Source organism: Rathayibacter sp. AY1A3 (genome assembly GCF_002930975.1).
In the GTDB taxonomy this organism is placed as follows: Bacteria; Actinomycetota; Actinomycetes; order Actinomycetales; family Microbacteriaceae; genus Rathayibacter.
Map to the genome: position 1 here is coordinate 41,510 of NZ_PSTO01000004.1, position 20,139 is coordinate 61,648.

Here is a 20,139-nt window from a genome sequence, read left to right on the forward strand (position 1 = left end):
CTCGGCGCGTTCGCTGGACTACTCGTCGATGGCGGTTCCGCCACCGCCGGCCACGTCGGTCGCCGACGAGCGGATGTGGTCGACGAAGCCGTAGGCGAGGGCCTCCTCGGCGCTGAACCAGCGGTCGCGGTCGCCGTCCTCGTTGACCTGCTCGACGGTCTTGCCGGTCGCCTTGGCGGTGATCTCGGCGAGGCGCTTCTTCATGTCGAGGATGAGCTGCGCCTGGGTCTGGATGTCGGAGGCCGTGCCGCCGAAGCCGCCGTGCGGCTGGTGGAGGAGCACCCGCGCGTTCGGGGTGATGTAGCGCTTGCCCTGGGTTCCGGCGGTGAGGAGCAGCTGGCCCATGGAGGCCGCCATCCCGATGCCCACGGTCACGATGTCGTTCGGGACGAACTGCATCGTGTCGTAGATCGCCATGCCCGCGGTGATGGAGCCGCCGGGCGAGTTGATGTAGAGGTAGATGTCCCGCTCGGAGTCCTCGGCTGCCAGGAGCAGGAGCTTCGCGGCGATCTCGTTCGCGTTCTCGTCGCGCACCTCGGAACCGAGCCAGATGATCCGGTCCTTGAGCAGGCGGTCGAAAACACTGTTGGGCATAACCATGTCGGCCATGTATTGCTCCGTTTCAGTTGTCGCTTCGGAGGCGAATCTATCGGACGCCGCCAGGCCGATCCGGCCGTGTTCGCCCGGGGCGGAGCGGGAGTCGCCCGTGTTCGCCCGGGGCGGACCGGAGCCCCGCAACGAGAGGAGCCGCCCTCCGACGGATCGGGGGGCGGCTCCTGACGTGCTCGCGGGGACTACTCCGCGGCCGGGGTCTCCTCGGCGGGAGCGGCGGCCTTCTTCTTGGCCGGCGCGCGCTTCTTCTTGGGGGCCGGGGCGGGCTCCTCCTCGGCGGCGGGCTCCTCGGCGACGGGCTCGGCGGGGACCTCGGCGTCGGCGGCGGCCTGAGCCTCCTCCGCGACCTCGGTCTCGTCCGAGGCGACGGCCTCGTCGGAGGCCTCGACGGCCTCGTCGTCACCGGGGACCGCGGTGAACGCGGTCAGGTCGACGGCGTTGCCCTCGGTGTCGGTGACCTTCGCCTTGCCGAGGACGATCGCGAGCGCCTTGTTGCGGGCGACCTCGCCGACCATCTGGCCGATCTGGTTGTTCTCGGACAGGATCTTGATGAACTCGTTCGGCTCCATGCCGTACTGCGCCGCACCCTGGATGAGGTACTGCGTGAGCTCGTCCTGGCTGACCTGGACCTTCTCCTGCTCGACGACGTGGTCGAGGAGGATCTGCGTCTTGAAGGTCTTCTCGCTGGCCTCCTTGACCTCGGCGCGGTGCTCGTCGTCCTCGAGGCGGTTCTCGCCCTCGAGGTGGCGGTGCACCTCGTCCTCGACGAGACCGGCGGGCACGGGGACCTCGACGAGGGCGAGCAGCGCCTCGACGAGCTTCTCGCGGGCCTCGCCGCCCTGGCCGAAGGTCTTCTGCTGAGCGGCCTGCTCCTTGAGCGACTCGCGCAGCTCGGCGATGGTGTCGAACTCGCTGGCGATCTGCGCGAAGTCGTCGTCGGCCTCGGGGAGCTCGCGCTCCTTGACGGCGGTGAGCGCGACGGCGATCTCGGCCTGCTCGCCGGCGTGGTCGCCGCCGAGCAGCGGAGCGGTGAACGTGGTGCTCTCGCCCGCGGTGAGCGAGTCGAGCGCCTCGTCGATGCCCTCGATCAGCTCGCCCGAGCCCAGCTCGTAGGAGATGGCGTTGGCGGTGTCGACCTCGACGCCGTCGATGGAGGCGACCAGGTCGATCTGCGCGAAGTCGCCGGTCTTCGCCGGGCGGTCCACGGTGACCAGGGTGCCGAAGCGGCTGCGGAGCTTGTCCAGCTCGGCGTCGACGTCGGCGTCGGTGACCTCGGCCGCCTCGACGGTGAGCTCGATGCCGTCGTAGTCCGGGACGGTGATCTCAGGGCGCACGTCGACCTCGATGGCGAGCTCGAGGTCGCCGGTGAAGTCCTTGTCGCTCGGCCAGGCGACGATGTCGGCCTGCGGGCGGCCCAGGGGGCGGACCTCGGTCTCGCGGACGGCCTCGCGGTAGAAGCCGTCGAGGCCCTCGTTGACCGCGTGCTCGAGCACCGCGGCCTTGCCGACGCGCTGGTCGACGATGGCGGGCGGGACCTTGCCCTTGCGGAAGCCGGGGACGTTGATCTGCTCGGCGATGTGGCCGTAGGCGTGCGTGATGCTGGGGCCGAGCTCGTCCGGGGTGACCGAAATCGCGAGCTTCACGCGGGTCGGGCTCAGCTGTTCTACCGTGGTCTTCACGTGAGGGGATCTCCTGTGCTGGTTGGTGTCGGCGCCGGATGACGGTCGTCACGGGTCGATGTCGTCACGATGAGTACTCGTGGTCGGGGCGACAGGATTCGAACCTGCGACCTCCCGCTCCCAAAGCGGGCGCTCTAGCCAAGCTGAGCTACGCCCCGGATGCGCGGGCCTGGGCACCGTGCGTGAGACTCTCGTCGAGCCGTCCCCGCACGTGCGCTTGCGCGACACGCCGAAATGGCCTTCGCAAGTGTACTGCACCGCGGCAGCGGCGACCGGAACCGCGCGGCGGAGGACGACCGGGGTGTCCACGGTGCACGCGCGATGTACTACGCTGTCCTGGTGCCCGGTCGAGAGACCCGGTCGCACCGGTTCGCGGACGTCAGACCAGCGATTCGGGGCTGTAGCTTAGTGGTAAAGCCTCTGTCTTCCAAACAGATGATGCGAGTTCGATTCTCGTCAGCCCCTCTCCTCTCGAAGAGCCCCGGACGTCCGGGGCTCTTCGTCGTTCCGAGGCGTTCCGGGCGTGCTCAGCCGACCGCGCCGCGGTGCTCCTCCGTCAGGGCGAGGTACGAGGCGGCGTTCCGGCGGATGCCCTCGCGCTCCTCCTCCGTCAGCTCCCGCCGGACCCTCCCGGGGACGCCCGCCACCAGCGAGCCCGGTGGGACGACCGTCCCCTCGAGGACGACGGCGCCTGCGGCGACCAGCGAGCCGGTGCCGATGACGGCCCCGTTCAGGACGGTCGCGCTCATGCCGACCAGCACGTCGTCCTCGAGGGTGCAGCCGTGCAGCACGGCGTTGTGCCCGACCGAGACTCCGGCGCCGATGACCGCGTCGTAGTCGGCGTCGACGTGGACGACGACGCCGTCCTGGAGGTTGCTGCCGGCGCCGAGCTCGATCCGCGCGTGCTCGGCGCGCAGGACGGCGCCGTACCAGACGCTCGCCCGCTCCCCCAGGCGCACGGAGCCGATCACGGTGGCGCCCGGAGCGACCCACGCGGTGTCGGCGATCTCCGGGGCGCGTCCCCCGGTCAGGGCGAGGACGCGGGCGCCCTCCGCAGGACTCGACGGCATCGGGTTCTCCTCTTCTCCGGTGGTCAGCGCCCGGCGCGCAGGAAGGCGAGGACCGCCAGCACCCGCCGGTGGTCGGAGCCCGAGTCCTCGAGCCCGAGCTTCTGGAAGATCGCGGTCACGTTCTTCTCCACGGCGCCCACGCCGACGAAGAGAGCGGAGGCGATGCCCGCGTTCGTGCGCCCCTGGGCCATCTGCTCCAGCACCTCCCGCTCCCGCGGGGTCAGCGAGGCGAGCGGGTCGCGGTTGCGCTGCAGGAGCGAGGCGACGACCTGCGGGTCGAGGACGGTTCCGCCCGCTGCGACGCGCTCGACGGCGTCGCGCAGCTCCTCCACGGAGGCGACCCGGTCCTTCAAGAGGTAGCCGAGTCCGCCGTCGCCGGAGCCGAGCAGCTCCTGCGCGTAGGTGACCTCGACGTACTGGCTGAGCAGCAGAACCGACACCTGCGGGTAGCGCCGGCGGATCTCCAGCGCCGCGCGGACGCCCTCGTCGCGGAAGGTCGGCGGCATCCGGACGTCGAGCACGGCGACGTCGACCCCGGCCGGGTCCCGCGCCAGATCGGCGAGCAGGGCGTCCGCGTCCCCGAAGGCGCCGACGGAGGCGAACCCCGCGTCCTCGAAGAGGCGGACCAGGCCCTCGCGCAGGAGGACCGAGTCCTCGGCGATGGCGACGCGGATCACGGGCACGCCCTCAGGATAGGGCGGCCGGGCGGTAGGGGACGTGCACCCCGACCGTGGTCGGCCCGCCGACCGGCGACTCCACGCTCAGGATCCCGCGCAGGCCCCGGACGCGCCCGCCGACCCCCTCGAGACCGTGACCGGCGACCGGCGACGCCCCGCCGACTCCGTCGTCCACCACCCAGGCGTCGAGCCAGCGCTCCCCCGGAGTGCCGGAGTCGCGGGTGTCGAGGTGCACCCGCACCGATCGGGCACGGGAGTGCTTGGAGGCGTTGGCGAGCAGCTCGGCGACGACGAAGTAGACGCTGCGCTCGACCTCGGGCGGGACGTCCGCCACGGGGTGCTCGGTGAGGACCTCGACCGGCACCGGGCTGAGCTCGGCGAGCGAGTGCACCGCCGCCTCGAAGCCCCGGTCCTGCAGGATCGGCGGCGCCACTCCGCGGGAGAGGGCGCGCAGCTCGTCGAGCGCGGCGCGCACGTGCTCGCGAGCCTCGTCGACCAGGCGGGCGGCGGACTCCGGGTCGGCGGCGAGTCGGTTGCGGGCCGAGGCCAGGTCCATCTGGACCCGGATCAGGCGCTGCTGCGGGCCGTCGTGGATGTCGCGCTCGAGCCGGCGCAGCGCGCGGTCCTCGGCGGCGACGGCTGCGCCGCGGGAGGCGCTCAGCTCGGCGACCTCGCGCTGGAGCGCCTCCGACTCCCACGGGCCGAGCAGGAGACGGTCGACCAGCCAGTGCAGGAGGGAGAGGCCGCGGGTGGCGAACGGCAGGGTCGAGACGAAGAGGACGGTCGTGGCGACCGTCGCCGCGGCGACCAGTCCCGCCGGAGGCTGCGGGGCGCCCAGCAGAGCTGCTCCGCTCTCGGCCAGCAGGCGGGCCGGACCGGGGGCCCCCGTGAGCGCGGCGGCCACCGTGCCCGGGCCCGCCCAGGTCCACAGCGCGAGGAGCAGTCCGGACAGCAGCGCGAGCACCGGAGCCACGACGAGCGTGTGCAGGAGAGCGAGCCAGTAGTGCCCGTCGATCACCGGACCGTAGAGGGCGAAGGTCGAGGGAGTGACGGCGGAGGGCGGTCGCCGCCACTGCGGCCGGGGGACGGCGGGCCGTCCGGCCAGCACGTCGAGGCCGACGGCGGCCCGCGAGAAGAAGCGCGCCGTGTAGAGGGCGGCGGGCAGGAACACCAGGCCGATCAGGACTCCGACGAGCCCGAGCGCGACGGCCAGCGCGACGCCGGCGCAGAAGGCGCCGAGGAGCGCGACCGGGATCGCGGCCACCAGCGCGACCACCTCCCGGGGCAGTCCGCGCCAGAGCCGGAGGTAGGCGCGCGAGGCCTCGCCGAGGGCCGTCGATGCTCCGCTCATCCGCGCCTCCTGTCCGCTCCCGCCGCCGCCGCGACCCGGTCGAGCGTACCGGCGGCACGGCTCCGGGCACCCGGGGGGAAGCCCCCGTGATGCCCCTCCGCGACAGAGGTGAGCCTGTCCTTCACCGGACTGAGCCGAGCCTGCGCTTCCTTGCGGCGCCGAGGGATCTGCGTACTGTTGACGATCAGTCACCCCCTCTCGAAAGGACCAGACGATGTCCACCACGTCCGTCACGTCGCTCACCTCGTCGAACCCGGATGTCGCATCCGGAGTCGCCCAGTTCCTCAGCCCCGTCGTCGTCGAGATGACCGCGCTCGCCGTCAACGGCAAGCAGGCGCACTGGCACGTCCGCGGCGCCAACTTCATCGGCGTCCACGAGCTGCTCGACGCGATCGTCGGCCGCGCCATCGAGTGGGCCGACCTCGCCGCGGAGCGCGTCGTCGCCCTCGGCCTCCCGGTCGACGCCCGCATCCAGACCGTCGCCTCGGCGACGCAGTCCGAACCCCTCACCCCCGGCTTCCAGCGCTCCGAGAACGCGATCGTCGAGATCATCCGCCAGATGGACGTCGCCATCGCGACCGTCAACACGGCGATCGCCGAGCTCGCCGAGATCGACGCGAGCAGCCAGGACGTCGCGATCGAGATCGGCCGCGGCCTCGAGAAGGACCGCTGGTTCCTCTTCGCCCACGTCAGCGAGAGCTGAGCACCACGCCTCGACCGGCCCGCGGATCCTCGGATCCCGCGGGCCGTCGTCGTTCCCCGGCCCGTCCGCGCGATCCGGAGCAGCCGGAGTCGCGACGGGCGCGGGTCAGCCGCCGTGCGTGAATCGGCCCGCCAGGAGGGTCGCGGCGACCGGCATGGATCGGAGGGCTCCTGCATCGGCGGCGAGCGGATCGCGGTCGACCACCACCAGATCGGCGGGATCGCCGGCCGCGGGCGTGAGCCGGCGCACCCGGGTCGAGGCGACGATCGCCTCCTCGACGCTCACCCGCTGCTCCGGATGCCAGGGCTCGTCGCCCGGCAGCGCCCGCGCGACCGCGGCCGAGATCGCGACCCACGGGTCGAGCGGAGCGACCGGAGCGTCCGAGCCGAGCACCACGCGGGCCCCGGAGTCGAGCAGCGAGCGCAGCGGGAACGCCCGGCCGGTGCGTCCCGGCCAGTACCGCTCCGCCACCTCGCGGTCGTCGAGCGCGTGCGCGGGCTGCACTCCGGCCTCCACGCCGAGCGCGGCGAACCGCGGAAGGTCGGCCTCCGCGAGCAGCTGAGCGTGCTCGATCCGGCCCCCGCCGACCCGGCCGAGCGCGTCCAGAGCCAGCGTCGCCGCGGCGTCTCCGATCGCGTGCACGGTGGAGCGGATGCCCCCGGCGGCCGCGCGGGCGAGCAGCTCGTCCAGCTCGGCGGGCTCCACGGTGAGGACGCCGTAGCCGTCGTGGTCGGCGTAGGGGTGGGCGCAGTAGGCGGTCCTCGTGTTGAGGGAGCCGTCGATCAGGACCTTGAGCGGGCCCATCCGCAGCAGGCCGTCACCGCCGTCGAGCTCGTCGCCCGTGCGCAGTCCCTCCGCGAGGGCGCGGTCGAGGTGGTCGCGGTAGACGCCGGTGTCGACGCGGAGGGAGCGGGTTCCGCCGTCGACGCGACGGGGCCAGTCCCCCGCGTTCCAGCGCATCTCGAGGTCGACGACGCCGACCACCCCGCGGGCCGCAGCCCGCCGGGCCGCCGCGTCGGCGAGCGCGTCGAGCTCGTCGTCGCCGAGGGCTCCGAGTGCGGTGACGAGCTCGAAGCAGGCGTCCTCGCGCAGCAGCTCGGGCTCGGGAGCGACGGCGTAGCGCCGGTACGCGGCGGAGTTCAGCCAGGCGCAGTGCAGGTCGCCGCTGATCAGCACGACGGGCCGCTCCGGAGAGACCTCGTCCAGGAGCGCGGTCGTCGGCGGCTCCGGCCAGAGGCCGTCGCGGAAGCCGAAGCCGATCAGCGTGCCGGTACCGGGCTCCTCCGCCAGGCGACGTCGGACCGCGTCCGCCGTTCCGCGGGCCGAGTCGGCTGACGAGACGTCCAGGCGCGGGGCCGTCATCGCCCACTGGGAGAAGTGGACGTGCTCGTCCCAGAGGCCGGGGAGCACCCAGCGCCCGTCGAGGTCGCGCACCTCGTCGCCCGGGGCGGCGGCGGCGTCCGGTCCGACCGATTCCACGCGGCCGTCGCGCAGGAGCACGGCACCGGGTCGGGACGAGCCGAGGAGGCGGGCGCCCCGGAGCAGGACACCGCCGGTCATCGGGCGGCCTCGCGGAGCGCGGGGCGGACGGCTCGGCGGGCGCGGGACCGGGCCGGCGTCTCTCCACCGGCGCTCACGACTGGCACACCGGGCACCAGTAGAGCTTGCGCGCGCCGATCTCCTCGAGCAGCACGTTCGTGCCGCAGACGCGGCAGGGCAGACCCTCGCGCTTGTAGACGTAGTTGCGCTCGGCGCGGCTGCGGACGGCTTTCGAGCGCTCGGTCTTCGTCAGGCCGCGGCGCGTGATCATCATCCCGGTCCGGATGCCGTCCTCGAGCAGGTCCGCCCAGTCCCGCCACAGCTCCTGTGCGAGCTCCAGCGGCACCTGCTTGCCGGGAGTGTGCGGGTCGAGGCCGGCGCGGTAGAGCAGCTCCGCGCGGTAGATGTTGCCGATGCCGCTGACCACGGACTGGTCCATCAGCACCAGCCCGACCGGCGTCGCCGTCCTGCGGAGCCGGTTCACGAAGCGGTCGCGCGCCTCGTCGGAGTCGTCGACGGCCGGATCCGGACCGAGGCGGGCGAGGAGGGCCTCCACCTGGGCGGGGTCCATCACCTCGCAGGCGGTGGGGCCGCGCAGGTCGGCGACCGTCTCCTCCGTCATGATGCGCACGCGCACCGCGCCCACGGGCGGCGGCGGGAACTCGTCGAGGTCGGAGTCGGTCTCGTGCTCCGTCTCGGAGAGGCGCACGGCGCGGCGGCGCCGGGGAGCGCCGATGCTGCTGCCGGCCTTGCCGTCCGGGAACAGCGGCGAGACGTGCCCGAGGAAGTCCCACGCACCGTAGAGGCCGAGGTGGACGTGCAGCGTCAGGTCGCCCTCGAAGCGCAGCAGCAGGTGCTTGCCGACGGCCGTGGACTCGAGGACTTCGCGCCCGTCGAGGAGCGCGGCTCCCTCGGTGAAGCGGCCCTGGGGGCTGCTGGTCGCGACGCGGTGCCCGACGACGTCGCGCTCGAACTGCAGGGCGATCCGGTGGACGGAGTGCCCCTCGGGCACTCAGCGCTCCTTCGCGGCGGAGTCGACGACCCGGCCGGCGATGTCACCGGTGGCCTCGTACTCGGCGAGCTGCGCGATGCGGCGCACGTGCCGCTCCTCGAAGGTGAAGGGCTCGGCGACGAACGCGTCGATGAAGCCGGTGGCCTCCTCGACGGAGTGCTGGCGGGCCCCGATCGAGATGACGTTCGCGTCGTTGTGCTGGCGGGCCAGCACGGCGGTGCTCAGGTTCCACACGAGTGCCGCGCGCACGCCCGCGACCTTGTTCGCCGCGATCTGCTCGCCGTTGCCCGAGCCGCCGAAGACGACGCCGAGGGCCTCGACCCCCGCCTCCTGATCGCGGACGACCGCGGCGGCGGCGTTGATGCAGAAGGACGGGTAGTCGTCCAGCGGGTCGTAGGACGTGGGGCCGTGGTCGATCACGTCGTGACCGGCGGCGCCGAGGTGCTCGATCAGGTGACGGCTGAAGTCCAGCCCTGCGTGGTCCGTGGCGATGTGGATGCGCACGAGAGAACTCCTCCGGAAGAGCCGTCTGGGGCCCGCGGTGCCCGGGCCGGGAGCCAGAGTACCGCGGGTCGGCTCAGTCGAACTGCGGGTCGCGGGTCCGCGAGCGCTTGAGCTCGAAGAAGCCGTCGAAGGAGGCGGCGGCGACGATGCCGTCCCAGAGGGTCAGCGCCTGCTCGCCCCTCGGGATCGGCGAGATGACGGGGCCGAAGAAGGCGACGTCCCCGATCGCGATGACCGGGGTGCCGACGTCCTGGCCGACCCGCTCGATCCCGTCGAAGTGGGAGGCGCGCATCGGCTCGTCGTGCTCGTCCGAGTCGGCGTGGGCGGCGAGCTCCGCGGGCAGGCCGAGCTCGGCCAGCGACTCGGCGATCACCGCGTCGACGTCGGTGCGCCCGCCCGGGTGGATCCGGGTGCCGAGCGCGTCGTAGAGCGGCTTCACGTGCTCGCGGCCCTCGCGCTCGGCGACGGCGGCGACCAGGCGCGTGTAGCGCAGCGCGCGCGGGAGGAAGGCGCGGTACGAGTCGTCCACGTCCTTGTCCTCATTGAGGACGGCGAGGCTCATGATGTGCCACTGCACGTCGAGGTCGCGCGCGGGGGTCACCTCGTCCACGAATCGCGAGGTCATCCAGGCCCACGGGCAGGAGGGGTCGAACCAGAAGTCCACAGAGGTCATGGGGACACGCTACGCCGCTCGCGGCGGCCGCGTCCGCGCTCCCCGGCGGCTCCGCAGGATCGGCGCCACGGGGCTCCACGGCGGGTCCCGGCAGCTCTAGGGTGGATCGGCGGCGCCCGCACCCCGGCGCCCGCGGCAGCGCCCGAGACGAACGGATGGAGCACCCCCGTGCCAGGAGACAACCTCACCCGGAGCGAGGCGCAGGAGCGCGCCTCGCTGATCCAGGTCCACGACTACGACATCGCCCTCGACCTGACCCGGGGAGCCGAGACCTTCCTCAGCACGACCACGGTGCGCTTCTCCGCCACCGAGGGCGCCTCGAGCTTCATCGACGCCGTCACGGGCACGGTCCACTCCGTCACCCTCAACGGCGCGGAGCTCGACCCCGCCGACGTCGCCGACGGCGTCCGGATCCGCCTCGACGCCCTGGCCGCGGACAACGAGCTCACGGTCGTCGCCGACGCGCTCTACACCAACACGGGCGAGGGCCTGCACCGCTTCGTCGACCCCGTCGACGGCGAGGTGTACCTGTACTCGCAGTTCGAGGTGCCCGACTCCCGCCGCGTCTTCGCGGTGTTCGAGCAGCCGGACCTCAAGGCCGAGTTCCGCTTCACCGTCACCGCGCCCGCGCAGTGGCAGGTCGTGTCGAACCAGCCCACTCCCGAGCCGGTCCCGGCGGGCGAGGGGATCGCGACCTGGAGCTTCGAGCCCACCCCGCGCATCTCCTCCTACATCACGGCCCTCGTCGCCGGACCCTACGTGGTCGAGACCGACTCGCTCGTCTCCTCCGACGGCCGCACCATCCCGCTGGGGGTCTTCGCCCGGGCCTCGCTCGCGCCCTTCCTCGACGCCGACTACGTGTTCGAGAAGACGAAGCAGGGCTTCGCCTTCTACGAGGAGAAGTTCGGCGTCCCGTACCCGTTCGCGAAGTACGACCAGCTGTTCGTCCCCGAGTTCAACGCGGGCGCGATGGAGAACGCGGGAGCGGTGACCTTCACCGAGACCTACGTGTTCCGCTCGAAGGTGACGGACGCGATCAAGGAGCGCCGGGTCGTCACGATCCTCCACGAGCTCGCCCACATGTGGTTCGGCGACCTGGTCACGATGAAGTGGTGGAACGACCTCTGGCTCAACGAGTCGTTCGCCGAGTACGCCTCCACCCTCGCCACCGCGGAGGCGACGGAGTGGACCGAGGCGTGGACCACCTTCGCCGCGATGGAGAAGAGCTGGGCCTACCGCCAGGACCAGCTGCCCTCGACCCACCCGATCGTCGCGACCATCAACGACCTCGAGGACGTCCAGGTCAACTTCGACGGCATCACCTACGCCAAGGGCGCCTCGGTGCTCAAGCAGCTCGTCGCGTGGGTCGGCGAGAAGGAGTTCCTCGCCGGCGTCCACGAGTACTTCGTGAAGCACGCCTTCTCGAACACGGAGCTGCGCGACCTGCTGGTCGAGCTCGAGGCCACCAGCGGGCGCGACCTCACCGAGTGGTCGGCGCAGTGGCTCGAGACGGCCGGCGTGAACACGCTCCGCCCCGAGATCGCGGTCGACGAGAGCGGAGCGATCGCGTCCTTCGCGATCCTGCAGACCGCGGTCGAGGAGTACCCGACGATCCGCCCGCACCGCCTGGCGATCGGCCTGTACGACTTCGAGGGCGAGCGCCTCGTCCGCGTCGACCGCCTCGAGCTGGACGTCGACGGGGAGCGCACCGAGGTGCCCGAGCTGATCGGCCGCACCCGGCCGGCGCTCGTGCTGCTCAACGACGACGACCTCGCCTACGCGAAGGTCCGCCTCGACGACGCCTCGCTCGCCGTGGCCGTCGAGCACCTCGCGAGCATCGACAGCCCCCTGGCCCGCTCGCTGGTCTGGGGCTCGGTCTGGGACTCGACCCGCGACGCCGAGTCGGCGCCGCGCGACTTCGTCCGCCTCGTCCTGGGCAACGTCGCGACCGAGACCGAGTCCACGACCCTGCGGACGGTGCTCAACCAGCTCGTCGCCACCGCCACCCAGTACGTCGCTCCGGAGTACCGGGCCGAGGTCCTCGAGGAGGCGGGCGATCAGCTGTGGACGCTCGCGCAGAGCGCCGAGCCGGGCAGCGACGCGCAGTTCCAGTTCGTGAAGTTCTTCGCCGCGATCGCGTCCACCCCGGCGCACCTCGAGGCCGTGCAGGCGCTGCTCGACGGCTCCACCGCCCTCGGCGGCCTCGACATCGACACCGACCTCGGCTGGGAGCTGCTGATCGCTCTCGTCGCCGGCGGGCGGGCCGGTGCGGACGACATCGACGCGGCGCTCGCCTCGGACAACACGGCGACCGGCCAGCAGTCGGCCGCGCACGCCCGTGCCGCACTGCCGACCGCGGAGGCGAAGCGCGCGGCGTGGGACTCCGTCACGGCCGACGACTCGGCACCGAACACGATCGTCCGCTCGACGGGCCTGGGCTTCCAGCGCGCCGCCGACCCGCGCCTGCTCGACGCGATGGTCCCGGTCTACTTCGACGCCCTCCGCTCCCTCTGGGAGTCGAAGAGCTACAAGATCGCCGAGTACCTGGTCGTCGGCTTCTACCCGGCCGCCACGCCCTCGCAGGAGATCGTCGACGCCACCCGCGCCTGGCTCGACGCGAACCCGGAGGTCCCGGCGCTGCGCCGACTCGTGATCGAGAACCTGGCCGGCGTGGAGCGTGCGCTCCGCGCCCAGGAGCGCGACACCCGGGGCTGACAGTGAGCCGCCCGGTCCCCCGGCGCTCGGCGCTGCGGGACCGGGCGGCTCTCCCCGCTCCCGGCGCCTAGCGCTGCGGGACCGAGCGGCGCTCCGGCCCGTCATAGGCGGACAGCGGCCGGATGAGCGCGTTCGAGCCCCGCTGCTCGATCACGTGGGCCGTCCAGCCCACCACCCTCGCGGCGACGAACAGCGGAGTGAAGATCCCGGTGTCGAAGCCCATCAGCCGGTAGGCGGGGCCGGACGGGTAGTCGAGGTTCGGCAGGATGCCCGTCCGCTCGGCCATCGCCGCGGCCAGAGCGTCGTACAGCTCCATCATCTCGCCGGCCCCCTCATGCTCGGCGAGCCGCCGGAGAGCGGCGTCCATGGTCGGCACCCGCGAGTCGCCCGACTTGTAGACCCGGTGGCCGAACCCCATGACCTTCCGGCGCTGTCCGAGAGCCTCGGCGAGCCACTCGCGGGACCGCCGGTCCGCCTCCGGTCCGGTGCCGACCTCGTCGAGCACGTGCAGCACGGCCTCGTTCGCCCCGCCGTGGAGCGGTCCCTTGAGCGCTCCCACGGCGGCGGTCACGGCGGAGTGGACGTCCGACAGCGTCGACGTCACGACGCGGGCCGTGAAGGTCGAGGCGTTGAAGGAGTGCTCGGCGTAGAGCACCAGCGAGACGCGGAACGCGTCGACGACGACCGGCTCCGGCACCTCGCCGAAGGTCGTCCAGAGGAAGTTCTCGGAGTAGTCGAGGTCGTCGCGCGGATCGATCGGCTCGAGGCCGCGCAGGCGGCGCTGAGCGTAGGCGACGATCGCCGGCAGTGCCGCCCAGAGCCGCACGGAGCGCTCCAGCACGGCCTCGGGAGCGTCGGCGTCCGGATCCTCCTCGAGCGCGCCCAGGACGCTCACCGCCGTCCGCACCACGTCCATCGGGTGCGCCGACAGCGGCAGCAGGTCGATCACGGTGCGCACCTCGGGGGCCAGGGCGCGGTGGGCCCGCTCCACGGCGGCCAGCCCGGCCGCCTCCTCCGCAGTGGGGAGCTCGCCGTGCCAGAGCAGCCAGGCCACGTCCTCGAACGAGGTCCCCGCCGCGAGCTCCTGCACGGGGTAGCCGCGGTAGAGCAGCGAGTTCGACGCCGGGTCGACCTTCGAGACGGCCGTCGTGTCGACGACGACCCCCACGAGTCCCTTGCGGATGTCCTGATCGGTCGTGCTCATCCTTCGCTCCTTCGCGAGAGGCGGGCGGCGGCGCCGGGGAGCGCCGCCGGTTCGTGCGGGTCGGCGCGCTCAGGCGCCGTAGTGGTCGGCGAGCGAGAAGTCGAAGACGCCCTCGTCGAAGCGGCTGTACGAGGCGTAGTCGAGGAGCTCGTAGAGCTCGGCGCGCGTCTGCATGCCCGCGACCTCCGAGCGGAGCGAGCCCTCCGCCTTGAGGGCGTCGAGTGCCCGCATCGCGGCGCCCATCGCGATCCGGAGCAGCGAGACCGGGTGGATCACGACGTTCACGCCGACGTCGGCGAGCTGCTGCGCGGTGAACAGCTCGCTCTTGCCGAACTCGGTCATGTTGGCGAGGATCGGCACGTCGATCACGGCGCGCACGGCCTCGAACTCGGACAGGTCGCGCATCGCCTCGGGGAACACCGCGTCGGCTCCGGCGTCGACGAGGCGCTTGGCGCGGTCGATCGCGGCCGGAAGGCCGTCGAGGGCGCGGATGTCGGTGCGGGCCATGATCACCAGGTCGGAGTCGCGGCGCGCGTCGACGGCCGCCGCGATCCTCCGCACCGAGGTCGCCTCGTCGACGACCGCCTTGCCGTCGAGGTGCCCGCAGCGCTTGGGGTTCACCTGGTCCTCGATGTGCAGCCCCGCGACTCCGGCGTCCTCGAGCATCTGCACCGTGCGAGCGACGTTCAGCGGCTCGCCGAAGCCGGTGTCCGCGTCGACGAGGACGGGCAGGTCGGTCAGGCGCGCGATCTGCTGCGAGCGGCCGGCCACCTCGCTGAGCGTGGTGAGCCCGATGTCCGGCAGCCCCAGCTCGGCCGAGAGCACGGCGCCCGAGACGTAGATCCCGTCGAAGCCCTTCGCCTCGATGAGGCGCGCGGAGAGCGGAGTGAACGCGCCGGGCAGCTGCAGCAGCTCGCCCGAGGCGAGGCGCTCGCGGAAGAGGCGGCGCTTCTCGGCGGGAGTCCGGGTGGAGTGGAGCATCGGGCGTCCTTCCCAGGGCGGTGTCCGGGTCCGAGCGGACCCGCTTCGAATCTATACGCGCGCGGGGCTCGTGCACCCGTCTCGGAGGGAGGCGTCCCGTAGCCTGGAGCGGTCATGCTGCTTCTTCAGACCTCCACCCCGGATCCTGTCGCCGCCACCGTCTCCTTCTTCGAGTCCGAGCCCTTCTGGAAGGTGGTCGCGATCCTCGGGATCGTGCTGGGCGCGCTGCTGGTGCGCGTCATCGCCCACTTCGTGATCGGCCGCGTCGTCGACCAGATCGTGTCGGGAGTGAAGCGCCGACAGCGCGTCGAGGACACCCAGTCGATCGCCGCGTCGCCGCTCGCGGCCGTGCGGGTGGTGCAGCGCACGCGCACGCTCGGGTCGATCCTCAACAACCTGAGCTCGATCCTGATCGTCGTCATCGCCCTGGTCATGATCGTGACGACGATCGACAAGGACCTCATCGGCTCCTTCGCCCTGCTGACGGCCGCCCTCGGCGCGGGCCTCGGCTTCGGCGCGCAGAACATCGTCAAGGACGTCCTGAACGGGCTGTTCATGGTCGCGGAGGACCAGCTCGGGGTCGGCGACGTCGTCGACACCGGGCAGGCGACGGGCGTGGTCGAGTCGGTCGGCGTCCGCGTGACGCAGATCCGCGACGTCAACGGCACCCTCTGGTTCGTCCGCAACGGCGAGATCGTCCGGGTCGGGAACATGTCGCAGGGCTGGTCGCGCGTCATCGTCGACCTGGCCGTGCCCTATGAGACGGACCTCGAGCAGGTGCAGTCCACGGTCCTCGCGACCGCGAACGAGCTGGCGGCGAGCAGCCGCTGGCGGGCCCGGATCATCGACAAGCCCGAGCTCTGGGGCCTGGAGTCCATCGCCGACGACGCCCTGGTCATCCGGGTGGTGGTCAAGACCCGCACCACCGCCAAGGACGACGTCGCCCGCGAGCTGCGCCTGCGCCTGAAGAAGTCGCTCGACGCGCTCGACGTGAAGCTCCCCTCGCTGGCCACCGTCGTCCTCGAGGGCTTCGAGGGGGCGACGAGCGTCGGAGGCGCCAAGCCGCCGCGGACCACGCCCTCCCCCACGATCAGCACCGAGCACGGCAAGCCCGTGCGGCTCCCCCGCGCGCTGCGGCGCGGGAGCGGGACGCCGCCCCAGGACGGCGGCGGCACCTCCGGCCCGACGGGAGCGCGCTCGTGAGCGGCCTGCAGATCGGCGGCACGCCTCCGCTGCGCAGCTTCTGGGAGCACATCGGCGGCCGGCCGACGTTCGAGCGCCTGGTCCGCCGCTTCTACGAGGGCGTCCGCGAGGACGAGGTCCTCTGGCCGATGTACCCCGAGCACGACCTCGAGGGCGCGATCCAGCGGCTGACCGGCTTCCTCGAGCAGTACTGGGGCGGCCCGGGCACCTACAGCGAGGAGCGCGGCCACCCGCGCCTGCGGATGCGGCACCAGCCGTTCCGGATCAACCCCGAGGCCCGCGACCACTGGCTCCAGCACATGCGGACGGCCGTCGACGATCTCGAGCTCGCTCCGGCCGACGACGCCCTGCTCTGGGACTACCTGGAGCGCGCCGCCCACGCGATGGTGAACACCTTCGAGGAGTAGCCGCTCAGCCCGGGGTGCGGACCAGCACGTGTCCGCGCCGTGAGGTGAGGCGGCGCCAGGCGCCGCTCTCGAGCAGGGCGACCGGGTCGTCGGCGCCGAGGAACCCGAGCGCGAAGAGGGCGAACGCCGCTCCCGCCGGGACGTCCTCGAGGCCGTCGAGCGGGCGGCCCCAGACGCTCGACCGCACGCGGCCGACGATCTGCTCGCCCGTCTCGGAGCCGACGGCCGCCGCGATCTCGTCGATCCCCTCGCGCGCGACGCGCTCCAGGAAGCCCGGGTCCACGGGCTCGCGCCGGGTCCAGCCGCCGCGGGGCGGGGAGACGCCCGCCCAGGGCCCCGCCGTCGCGTCGTCGCCGTCGGGCAGGACGACCGGCTTGCCGTCCGCTCCGCCCGGCTCCCACTGCAGGCGGGCGAGGCGGTCCGACAGCGCACGGATCGGCACGACCCGGTCGAAGCCGGCGGGCTCGTCGAGCGCGAAGACGCGCAGGCCCAGCACGGTCGCGGAGCGGTCGAGCAGACCGCGGGGCTGGAGGATCGGCGTGTAGGCGGCCAGCACGTGGTCGTCGGCGAGGAGCCGGACCGCACCGTCCTCGACCCGGGCCGAACGGCCGAGGAAGACGCGCAGATCCGACAGGCTGGGCGGATCCGCCAGGGAGAAGGACGAACTCATCGCGTCGATAAACTTACCCGAGGCCGCTCGCCCGACCGCCCGACACCCCGGAGGTACCGTGCCCGATCCCCTGTCCTCGTTCCTCACCGCGCTCGACCTGACGGACACCGGCGCCCGCACCAGCGAGGACATCTCGACGGGTCCCTCGCAGTGGATGCCCGAGGGGCGGGTCTTCGGCGGCCAGGTCCTCGCGCAGTCGCTCATCGCTGCCGGTCGCACCGTCGAGGGGCGCTCCGTGCACTCGATGCACGGGTACTTCCTCCGCCCCGGGGACGTCTCCCTGCCGATCACGTTCTCGGTCGACCGGATCCACGACGGCCGCTCCTTCTGCACCCGTCGGACGCAGGCCTACCAGAACGGACGCCCCATCCTCTCGATGATCGCCTCGTTCCAGACCGAGGACGAGGGCCTCGACCACCAGGCGCCGATGCCGGAGGGGATCCCCGACCCGGAGTCGCTGCCGAGCACCGCTGAGATCCTCGCGGGGGTCGACCACCCGGTCGGCAGCTTCTGGGCCACGCAGCGCCCCTTCGACGTGCGGCACGTCGAGCAGCCGGTGTACCTCCGGGCCGACCCCGAGCGGGTCGCGCACCAGAGCGTGTGGATGCGCTCGCTCGGACCGCTGCCGGACGATCCGATGCTGCACCGCGCCGCCCTCGCCTACGCGAGCGACTACACGATCCTCGAATCCACGCTCCGCCGGCACGGTGCGGCCTGGACGACGCCCGGCCTGCGGATCGCGAGCCTCGACCACGCGATGTGGTGGCACCGCCCCGCGCGCGTGGACCAGTGGCTCCTCTACGTGCAGGAGGCGCCGAGCGCGTCCGGCGGACGCGGGCTCTCGCTCGGGCGCATCTACACGCAGGATGGCGTGCTCGTGGCGAGCGTCGCCCAGGAGGGCATGGTCCGCGTCCCCCTGGGCTGAGCTCAGCCCCGCTTCGAGAAGGTGATGGGCTCCTCGACGTAGGGGCTCCACGCCTCGCGGAGCTCCTCCGGGATGCGCTGGGGCCTGCCCGTCGCGGCCGTGACCAGCACCAGAGTGGTGGCCGCCTTCGTGAAGAGCACCCGCGGGACGACGCCGGCGGGCGAGTAGAGCTCGTAGCAGACCTCGAGGCTCGCCCCGCCGATCCGCCCGATCCACAGCTCCACGTCGATCGGCGCGCGCATGTACGGGATCGGCGCGAGGTACTCGATCTCCTGCCGGGCGATGAGGCTGATCGACTCGGCGCCCGGCCGTGCGTCGAGCACCGCCGTCGCCATCCCGCCGGGCTGCGGCGAGTCCGGCTTCCAGAACGCCTGGATGCGCGCCTCCTCGAGCAGGCGCAGCATCTCGGCGTTGTTCACGTGCGCGTAGGCGTCGAAGTCCGACCAGCGCAGCGGGATGGCGACGTGCAGGCGCATCAGTCGCGGGTGAGCTTGCGGTACGCGGAGCGGTGCGGCTTCGCCGCGTCCGGGCCGAGGCGCTCGATCTTGTTCTCCTCGTACGCCTCGAAGTTGCCCTCGAACCAGTACCAGTTGGCCGGGTCCTCCTCGGTGCCCTCGTAGGCGAGGATGTGGGTCGCGATCCGGTCGAGGAACCACCGGTCGTGAGTGATGACCACGGCGCAGCCCGGGAACTCGAGGAGCGCGTTCTCGAGGCTGCCCAGGGTTTCGACGTCGAGGTCGTTGGTGGGCTCGTCGAGCAGGAGCAGGTTGCCGCCCTGCTTGAGCGTCAGCGCGAGATTGAGGCGGTTCCGCTCGCCGCCGGAGAGGACGCCGGCCTTCTTCTGCTGGTCCGGGCCCTTGAAGCCGAACTGCGAGACGTAGGCGCGGGAGGGGATCTCGGTCTTCCCGACGGTGATGTAGTCGTGCCCGTCGGAGACGACCTCCCACAGGTTCTTCTGCGGGTCGATGCCGCCGCGGCTCTGGTCGACGTAGGAGATGTCGACCGTCTCGCCGATCTTCAGGTCGCCCGAGTCGAGCGGCTCGAAGCCGACGATCGTCTTGAAGAGCGTGGTCTTGCCGACGCCGTTCGGGCCGATGACGCCGACGATGCCGTTGCGGGGCAGCGTGAAGCTGAGGTCGTCGATGAGGACGCGCTCGCCGAACTGCTTGTGCAGCTTCTTCGCGTCGATGACCTGGGAGCCGAGACGTGGGCCCACCGGGATGACGATCTCCTCGAAGTCGAGCACGCGCGTCTTCTCGGCCTCGGCCGCCATCTCCTCGTAGCGCGCCAGGCGCGCCTTCGACTTGGCCTGACGGCCCTTGGCGTTGCTGCGCACCCAGTCGAGCTCGGTGGTGAGCCGCTTGGCGAGCTTGGCGTCCTTCTTGCCCTGGACCTCCAGGCGGGCGCTCTTCTTCTCGAGGTACGTCGAGTAGTTGCCCTCGTAGGGGTAGAGGTGGCCGCGGTCGACCTCGGCGATCCACTCCGCGACGTTGTCGAGGAAGTACCGGTCGTGGGTGACGGCGAGCACGGCGCCGGGGTACTTCGAGAGGAACTGCTCGAGCCAGAGCACGCTCTCGGCGTCGAGGTGGTTGGTGGGCTCGTCGAGCAGCAGCAGGTCGGGCTTCTGCAGGAGGAGCTTGGTGAGCGCCACACGGCGCTTCTCGCCACCCGAGAGGTTGGTGACGAGGGAGTCCCCCGGCGGGGTGCGCAGCGCGTCCATCGCCTGCTCCAGCTGCGAGTCCAGGTCCCAGGCGTCGGCGGCGTCGATCGCCTCCTGCAGGGTCCCCATCTCGGCGAGGAGACTGTCGAAGTCGGCGTCCGGGTCGGCCATCGCGAGGGAGATCTCGTTGAAGCGGTCGATCTTGCCCTTGATCTCGCCCACGCCCTCCTGGACGTTCTCGAGCACCGTCTTGGTCTCGTCGAGCTCGGGCTCCTGCATCAGGATGCCGACGGTGTAGCCCGGGCTGAGCCGCGCCTCGCCGTTGCTCGGCGTGTCCAGCCCCGCCATGATCTTCAGGATCGTCGACTTGCCGGCGCCGTTGGGCCCGACCACGCCGATCTTCGCTCCCGGCAGGAACGACATGGTGACGTCGTCCAGGATCAGCTTGTCGCCGACCGCCTTCCGCGCGCGCACCATCGAGTAGATGTATTCAGCCATGCCCAGTCCTCAAGTCCGTCGGTCTGCGCGGAGTCGGGTCGCCCGCCGGTCCCCTG

At 72.1% G+C, this 20,139-nt stretch carries 19 protein-coding genes and 2 tRNA genes; 6 read left to right on the forward strand and 15 right to left on the reverse strand.

What is annotated here, in order from left to right:
* Positions 1–18: 18 nt before the first annotated feature.
* The 3 genes from C5C10_RS02800 to C5C10_RS02810 form a co-directional block, all read right to left on the reverse strand.
* The gene (locus C5C10_RS02800; protein ID WP_097165884.1) at positions 19–609 is read right to left on the reverse strand and encodes an ATP-dependent Clp protease proteolytic subunit; all 591 of its coding nucleotides are present in this window, start codon (positions 607–609) and stop codon (positions 19–21) included.
* Positions 610–794: 185 nt separating this feature from the next.
* Positions 795–2,291: a trigger factor gene (gene tig / locus C5C10_RS02805; protein ID WP_104257383.1), complete on the reverse strand. Its 1,497-nt coding sequence runs from the start codon at positions 2,289–2,291 to the stop codon at positions 795–797.
* Positions 2,292–2,371: 80 nt separating this feature from the next.
* Positions 2,372–2,449: transfer RNA gene (locus C5C10_RS02810), tRNA-Pro, on the reverse strand.
* Positions 2,450–2,685: 236 nt separating this feature from the next.
* Here C5C10_RS02810 and C5C10_RS02815 point away from each other — a divergent pair.
* Positions 2,686–2,756, forward strand: a tRNA-Gly gene (locus tag C5C10_RS02815).
* Between the two features lie 62 nt (positions 2,757–2,818).
* On the opposite strand, the gene C5C10_RS02820 is transcribed toward C5C10_RS02815, so the two are convergent.
* Genes C5C10_RS02820 through C5C10_RS02830 form a run of 3 tightly spaced genes read right to left on the reverse strand, consistent with a single transcriptional unit; the run spans position 2,819 to position 5,389 of the window.
* A complete protein-coding gene (locus tag C5C10_RS02820) occupies positions 2,819–3,361 on the reverse strand; it encodes a gamma carbonic anhydrase family protein (RefSeq protein WP_104292157.1) in 543 nt (180 codons plus the stop codon).
* Positions 3,362–3,384: 23 nt separating this feature from the next.
* Complete coding sequence (locus C5C10_RS02825) at positions 3,385–4,044, reverse strand: response regulator transcription factor (protein WP_104247297.1); 660 nt, start codon at positions 4,042–4,044, stop codon at positions 3,385–3,387.
* A 4-nt stretch (positions 4,045–4,048) separates the two neighbouring features.
* Complete coding sequence (locus tag C5C10_RS02830) at positions 4,049–5,389, reverse strand: histidine kinase (RefSeq protein ID WP_219813227.1); 1,341 nt, start codon at positions 5,387–5,389, stop codon at positions 4,049–4,051.
* Between the two features lie 214 nt (positions 5,390–5,603).
* Here C5C10_RS02830 and C5C10_RS02835 point away from each other — a divergent pair, with 214 nt between their 5' ends.
* Positions 5,604–6,092 (forward strand): Dps family protein, encoded by a 489-nt coding sequence (locus C5C10_RS02835; protein ID WP_104226731.1) that lies wholly within the window; start codon positions 5,604–5,606, stop codon positions 6,090–6,092.
* Positions 6,093–6,197: 105 nt separating this feature from the next.
* On the opposite strand, the gene C5C10_RS02840 is transcribed toward C5C10_RS02835, so the two are convergent.
* The 4 genes from C5C10_RS02840 to C5C10_RS02855 all read right to left on the reverse strand — a co-directional run bounded on the left by C5C10_RS02840 (position 6,198) and on the right by C5C10_RS02855 (position 9,820).
* Positions 6,198–7,652: an amidohydrolase gene (locus C5C10_RS02840; RefSeq protein ID WP_104328456.1), complete on the reverse strand. Its 1,455-nt coding sequence runs from the start codon at positions 7,650–7,652 to the stop codon at positions 6,198–6,200.
* 73 nt (positions 7,653–7,725) lie between these two features.
* Entirely contained in the window at positions 7,726–8,643 is a 918-nt protein-coding gene (locus C5C10_RS02845) for an Fpg/Nei family DNA glycosylase (protein WP_104328457.1), read from the reverse strand.
* Positions 8,644–9,147: a ribose-5-phosphate isomerase gene (locus C5C10_RS02850; RefSeq protein ID WP_104223700.1), complete on the reverse strand. Its 504-nt coding sequence runs from the start codon at positions 9,145–9,147 to the stop codon at positions 8,644–8,646.
* A gap of 73 nt (positions 9,148–9,220) precedes the next feature.
* Complete coding sequence (locus C5C10_RS02855; protein WP_104232533.1) at positions 9,221–9,820, reverse strand: DsbA family protein; 600 nt, start codon at positions 9,818–9,820, stop codon at positions 9,221–9,223.
* A gap of 168 nt (positions 9,821–9,988) precedes the next feature.
* Between C5C10_RS02855 and pepN the strand changes: the two genes are divergently transcribed.
* Positions 9,989–12,535: an aminopeptidase N gene (pepN, locus tag C5C10_RS02860; RefSeq protein ID WP_104328458.1), complete on the forward strand. Its 2,547-nt coding sequence runs from the start codon at positions 9,989–9,991 to the stop codon at positions 12,533–12,535.
* 67 nt (positions 12,536–12,602) lie between these two features.
* Here pepN and C5C10_RS02865 read toward each other — a convergent pair whose 3' ends face one another.
* Together C5C10_RS02865 and prpB are read right to left on the reverse strand one after the other, a co-directional pair.
* On the reverse strand, positions 12,603–13,739 hold the full coding sequence (locus C5C10_RS02865; protein WP_104232531.1) for a bifunctional 2-methylcitrate synthase/citrate synthase: 1,137 nt from the start codon (positions 13,737–13,739) through the stop codon (positions 12,603–12,605).
* Between the two features lie 69 nt (positions 13,740–13,808).
* A complete protein-coding gene (gene prpB / locus C5C10_RS02870; RefSeq protein WP_104292163.1) occupies positions 13,809–14,720 on the reverse strand; it encodes a methylisocitrate lyase in 912 nt (303 codons plus the stop codon).
* A gap of 114 nt (positions 14,721–14,834) precedes the next feature.
* Here prpB and C5C10_RS02875 point away from each other — a divergent pair, with 114 nt between their 5' ends.
* Positions 14,835–15,923: a mechanosensitive ion channel family protein gene (locus C5C10_RS02875; protein ID WP_104223705.1), complete on the forward strand. Its 1,089-nt coding sequence runs from the start codon at positions 14,835–14,837 to the stop codon at positions 15,921–15,923.
* Positions 15,920–16,330, forward strand: coding sequence for a globin (locus tag C5C10_RS02880; protein ID WP_279630823.1), 411 nt, complete (start codon positions 15,920–15,922; stop codon positions 16,328–16,330). Before C5C10_RS02875 ends, C5C10_RS02880 begins: the two co-directional genes overlap by 4 nt.
* Before the next feature lie 4 nt (positions 16,331–16,334).
* Here C5C10_RS02880 and C5C10_RS02885 read toward each other — a convergent pair whose 3' ends face one another.
* Positions 16,335–17,000, reverse strand: coding sequence for a hypothetical protein (locus C5C10_RS02885; protein WP_104247302.1), 666 nt, complete (start codon positions 16,998–17,000; stop codon positions 16,335–16,337).
* Between the two features lie 58 nt (positions 17,001–17,058).
* Here C5C10_RS02885 and C5C10_RS02890 point away from each other — a divergent pair, with 58 nt between their 5' ends.
* Positions 17,059–17,925 (forward strand): acyl-CoA thioesterase II, encoded by an 867-nt coding sequence (locus C5C10_RS02890; RefSeq protein WP_244229429.1) that lies wholly within the window; start codon positions 17,059–17,061, stop codon positions 17,923–17,925.
* Positions 17,926–17,927: 2 nt separating this feature from the next.
* Here C5C10_RS02890 and C5C10_RS02895 read toward each other — a convergent pair whose 3' ends face one another.
* Both C5C10_RS02895 and ettA read right to left on the reverse strand, forming a co-directional pair.
* Positions 17,928–18,401, reverse strand: a complete 474-nt coding sequence (locus C5C10_RS02895) for a thioesterase family protein (protein ID WP_104328459.1) — start codon at positions 18,399–18,401, stop codon at positions 17,928–17,930.
* Complete coding sequence (ettA, locus tag C5C10_RS02900; RefSeq protein ID WP_104223708.1) at positions 18,401–20,083, reverse strand: energy-dependent translational throttle protein EttA; 1,683 nt, start codon at positions 20,081–20,083, stop codon at positions 18,401–18,403. The genes C5C10_RS02895 and ettA overlap by 1 nt, the downstream gene beginning before the upstream one ends.
* Positions 20,084–20,139 lie beyond the last annotated feature (56 nt).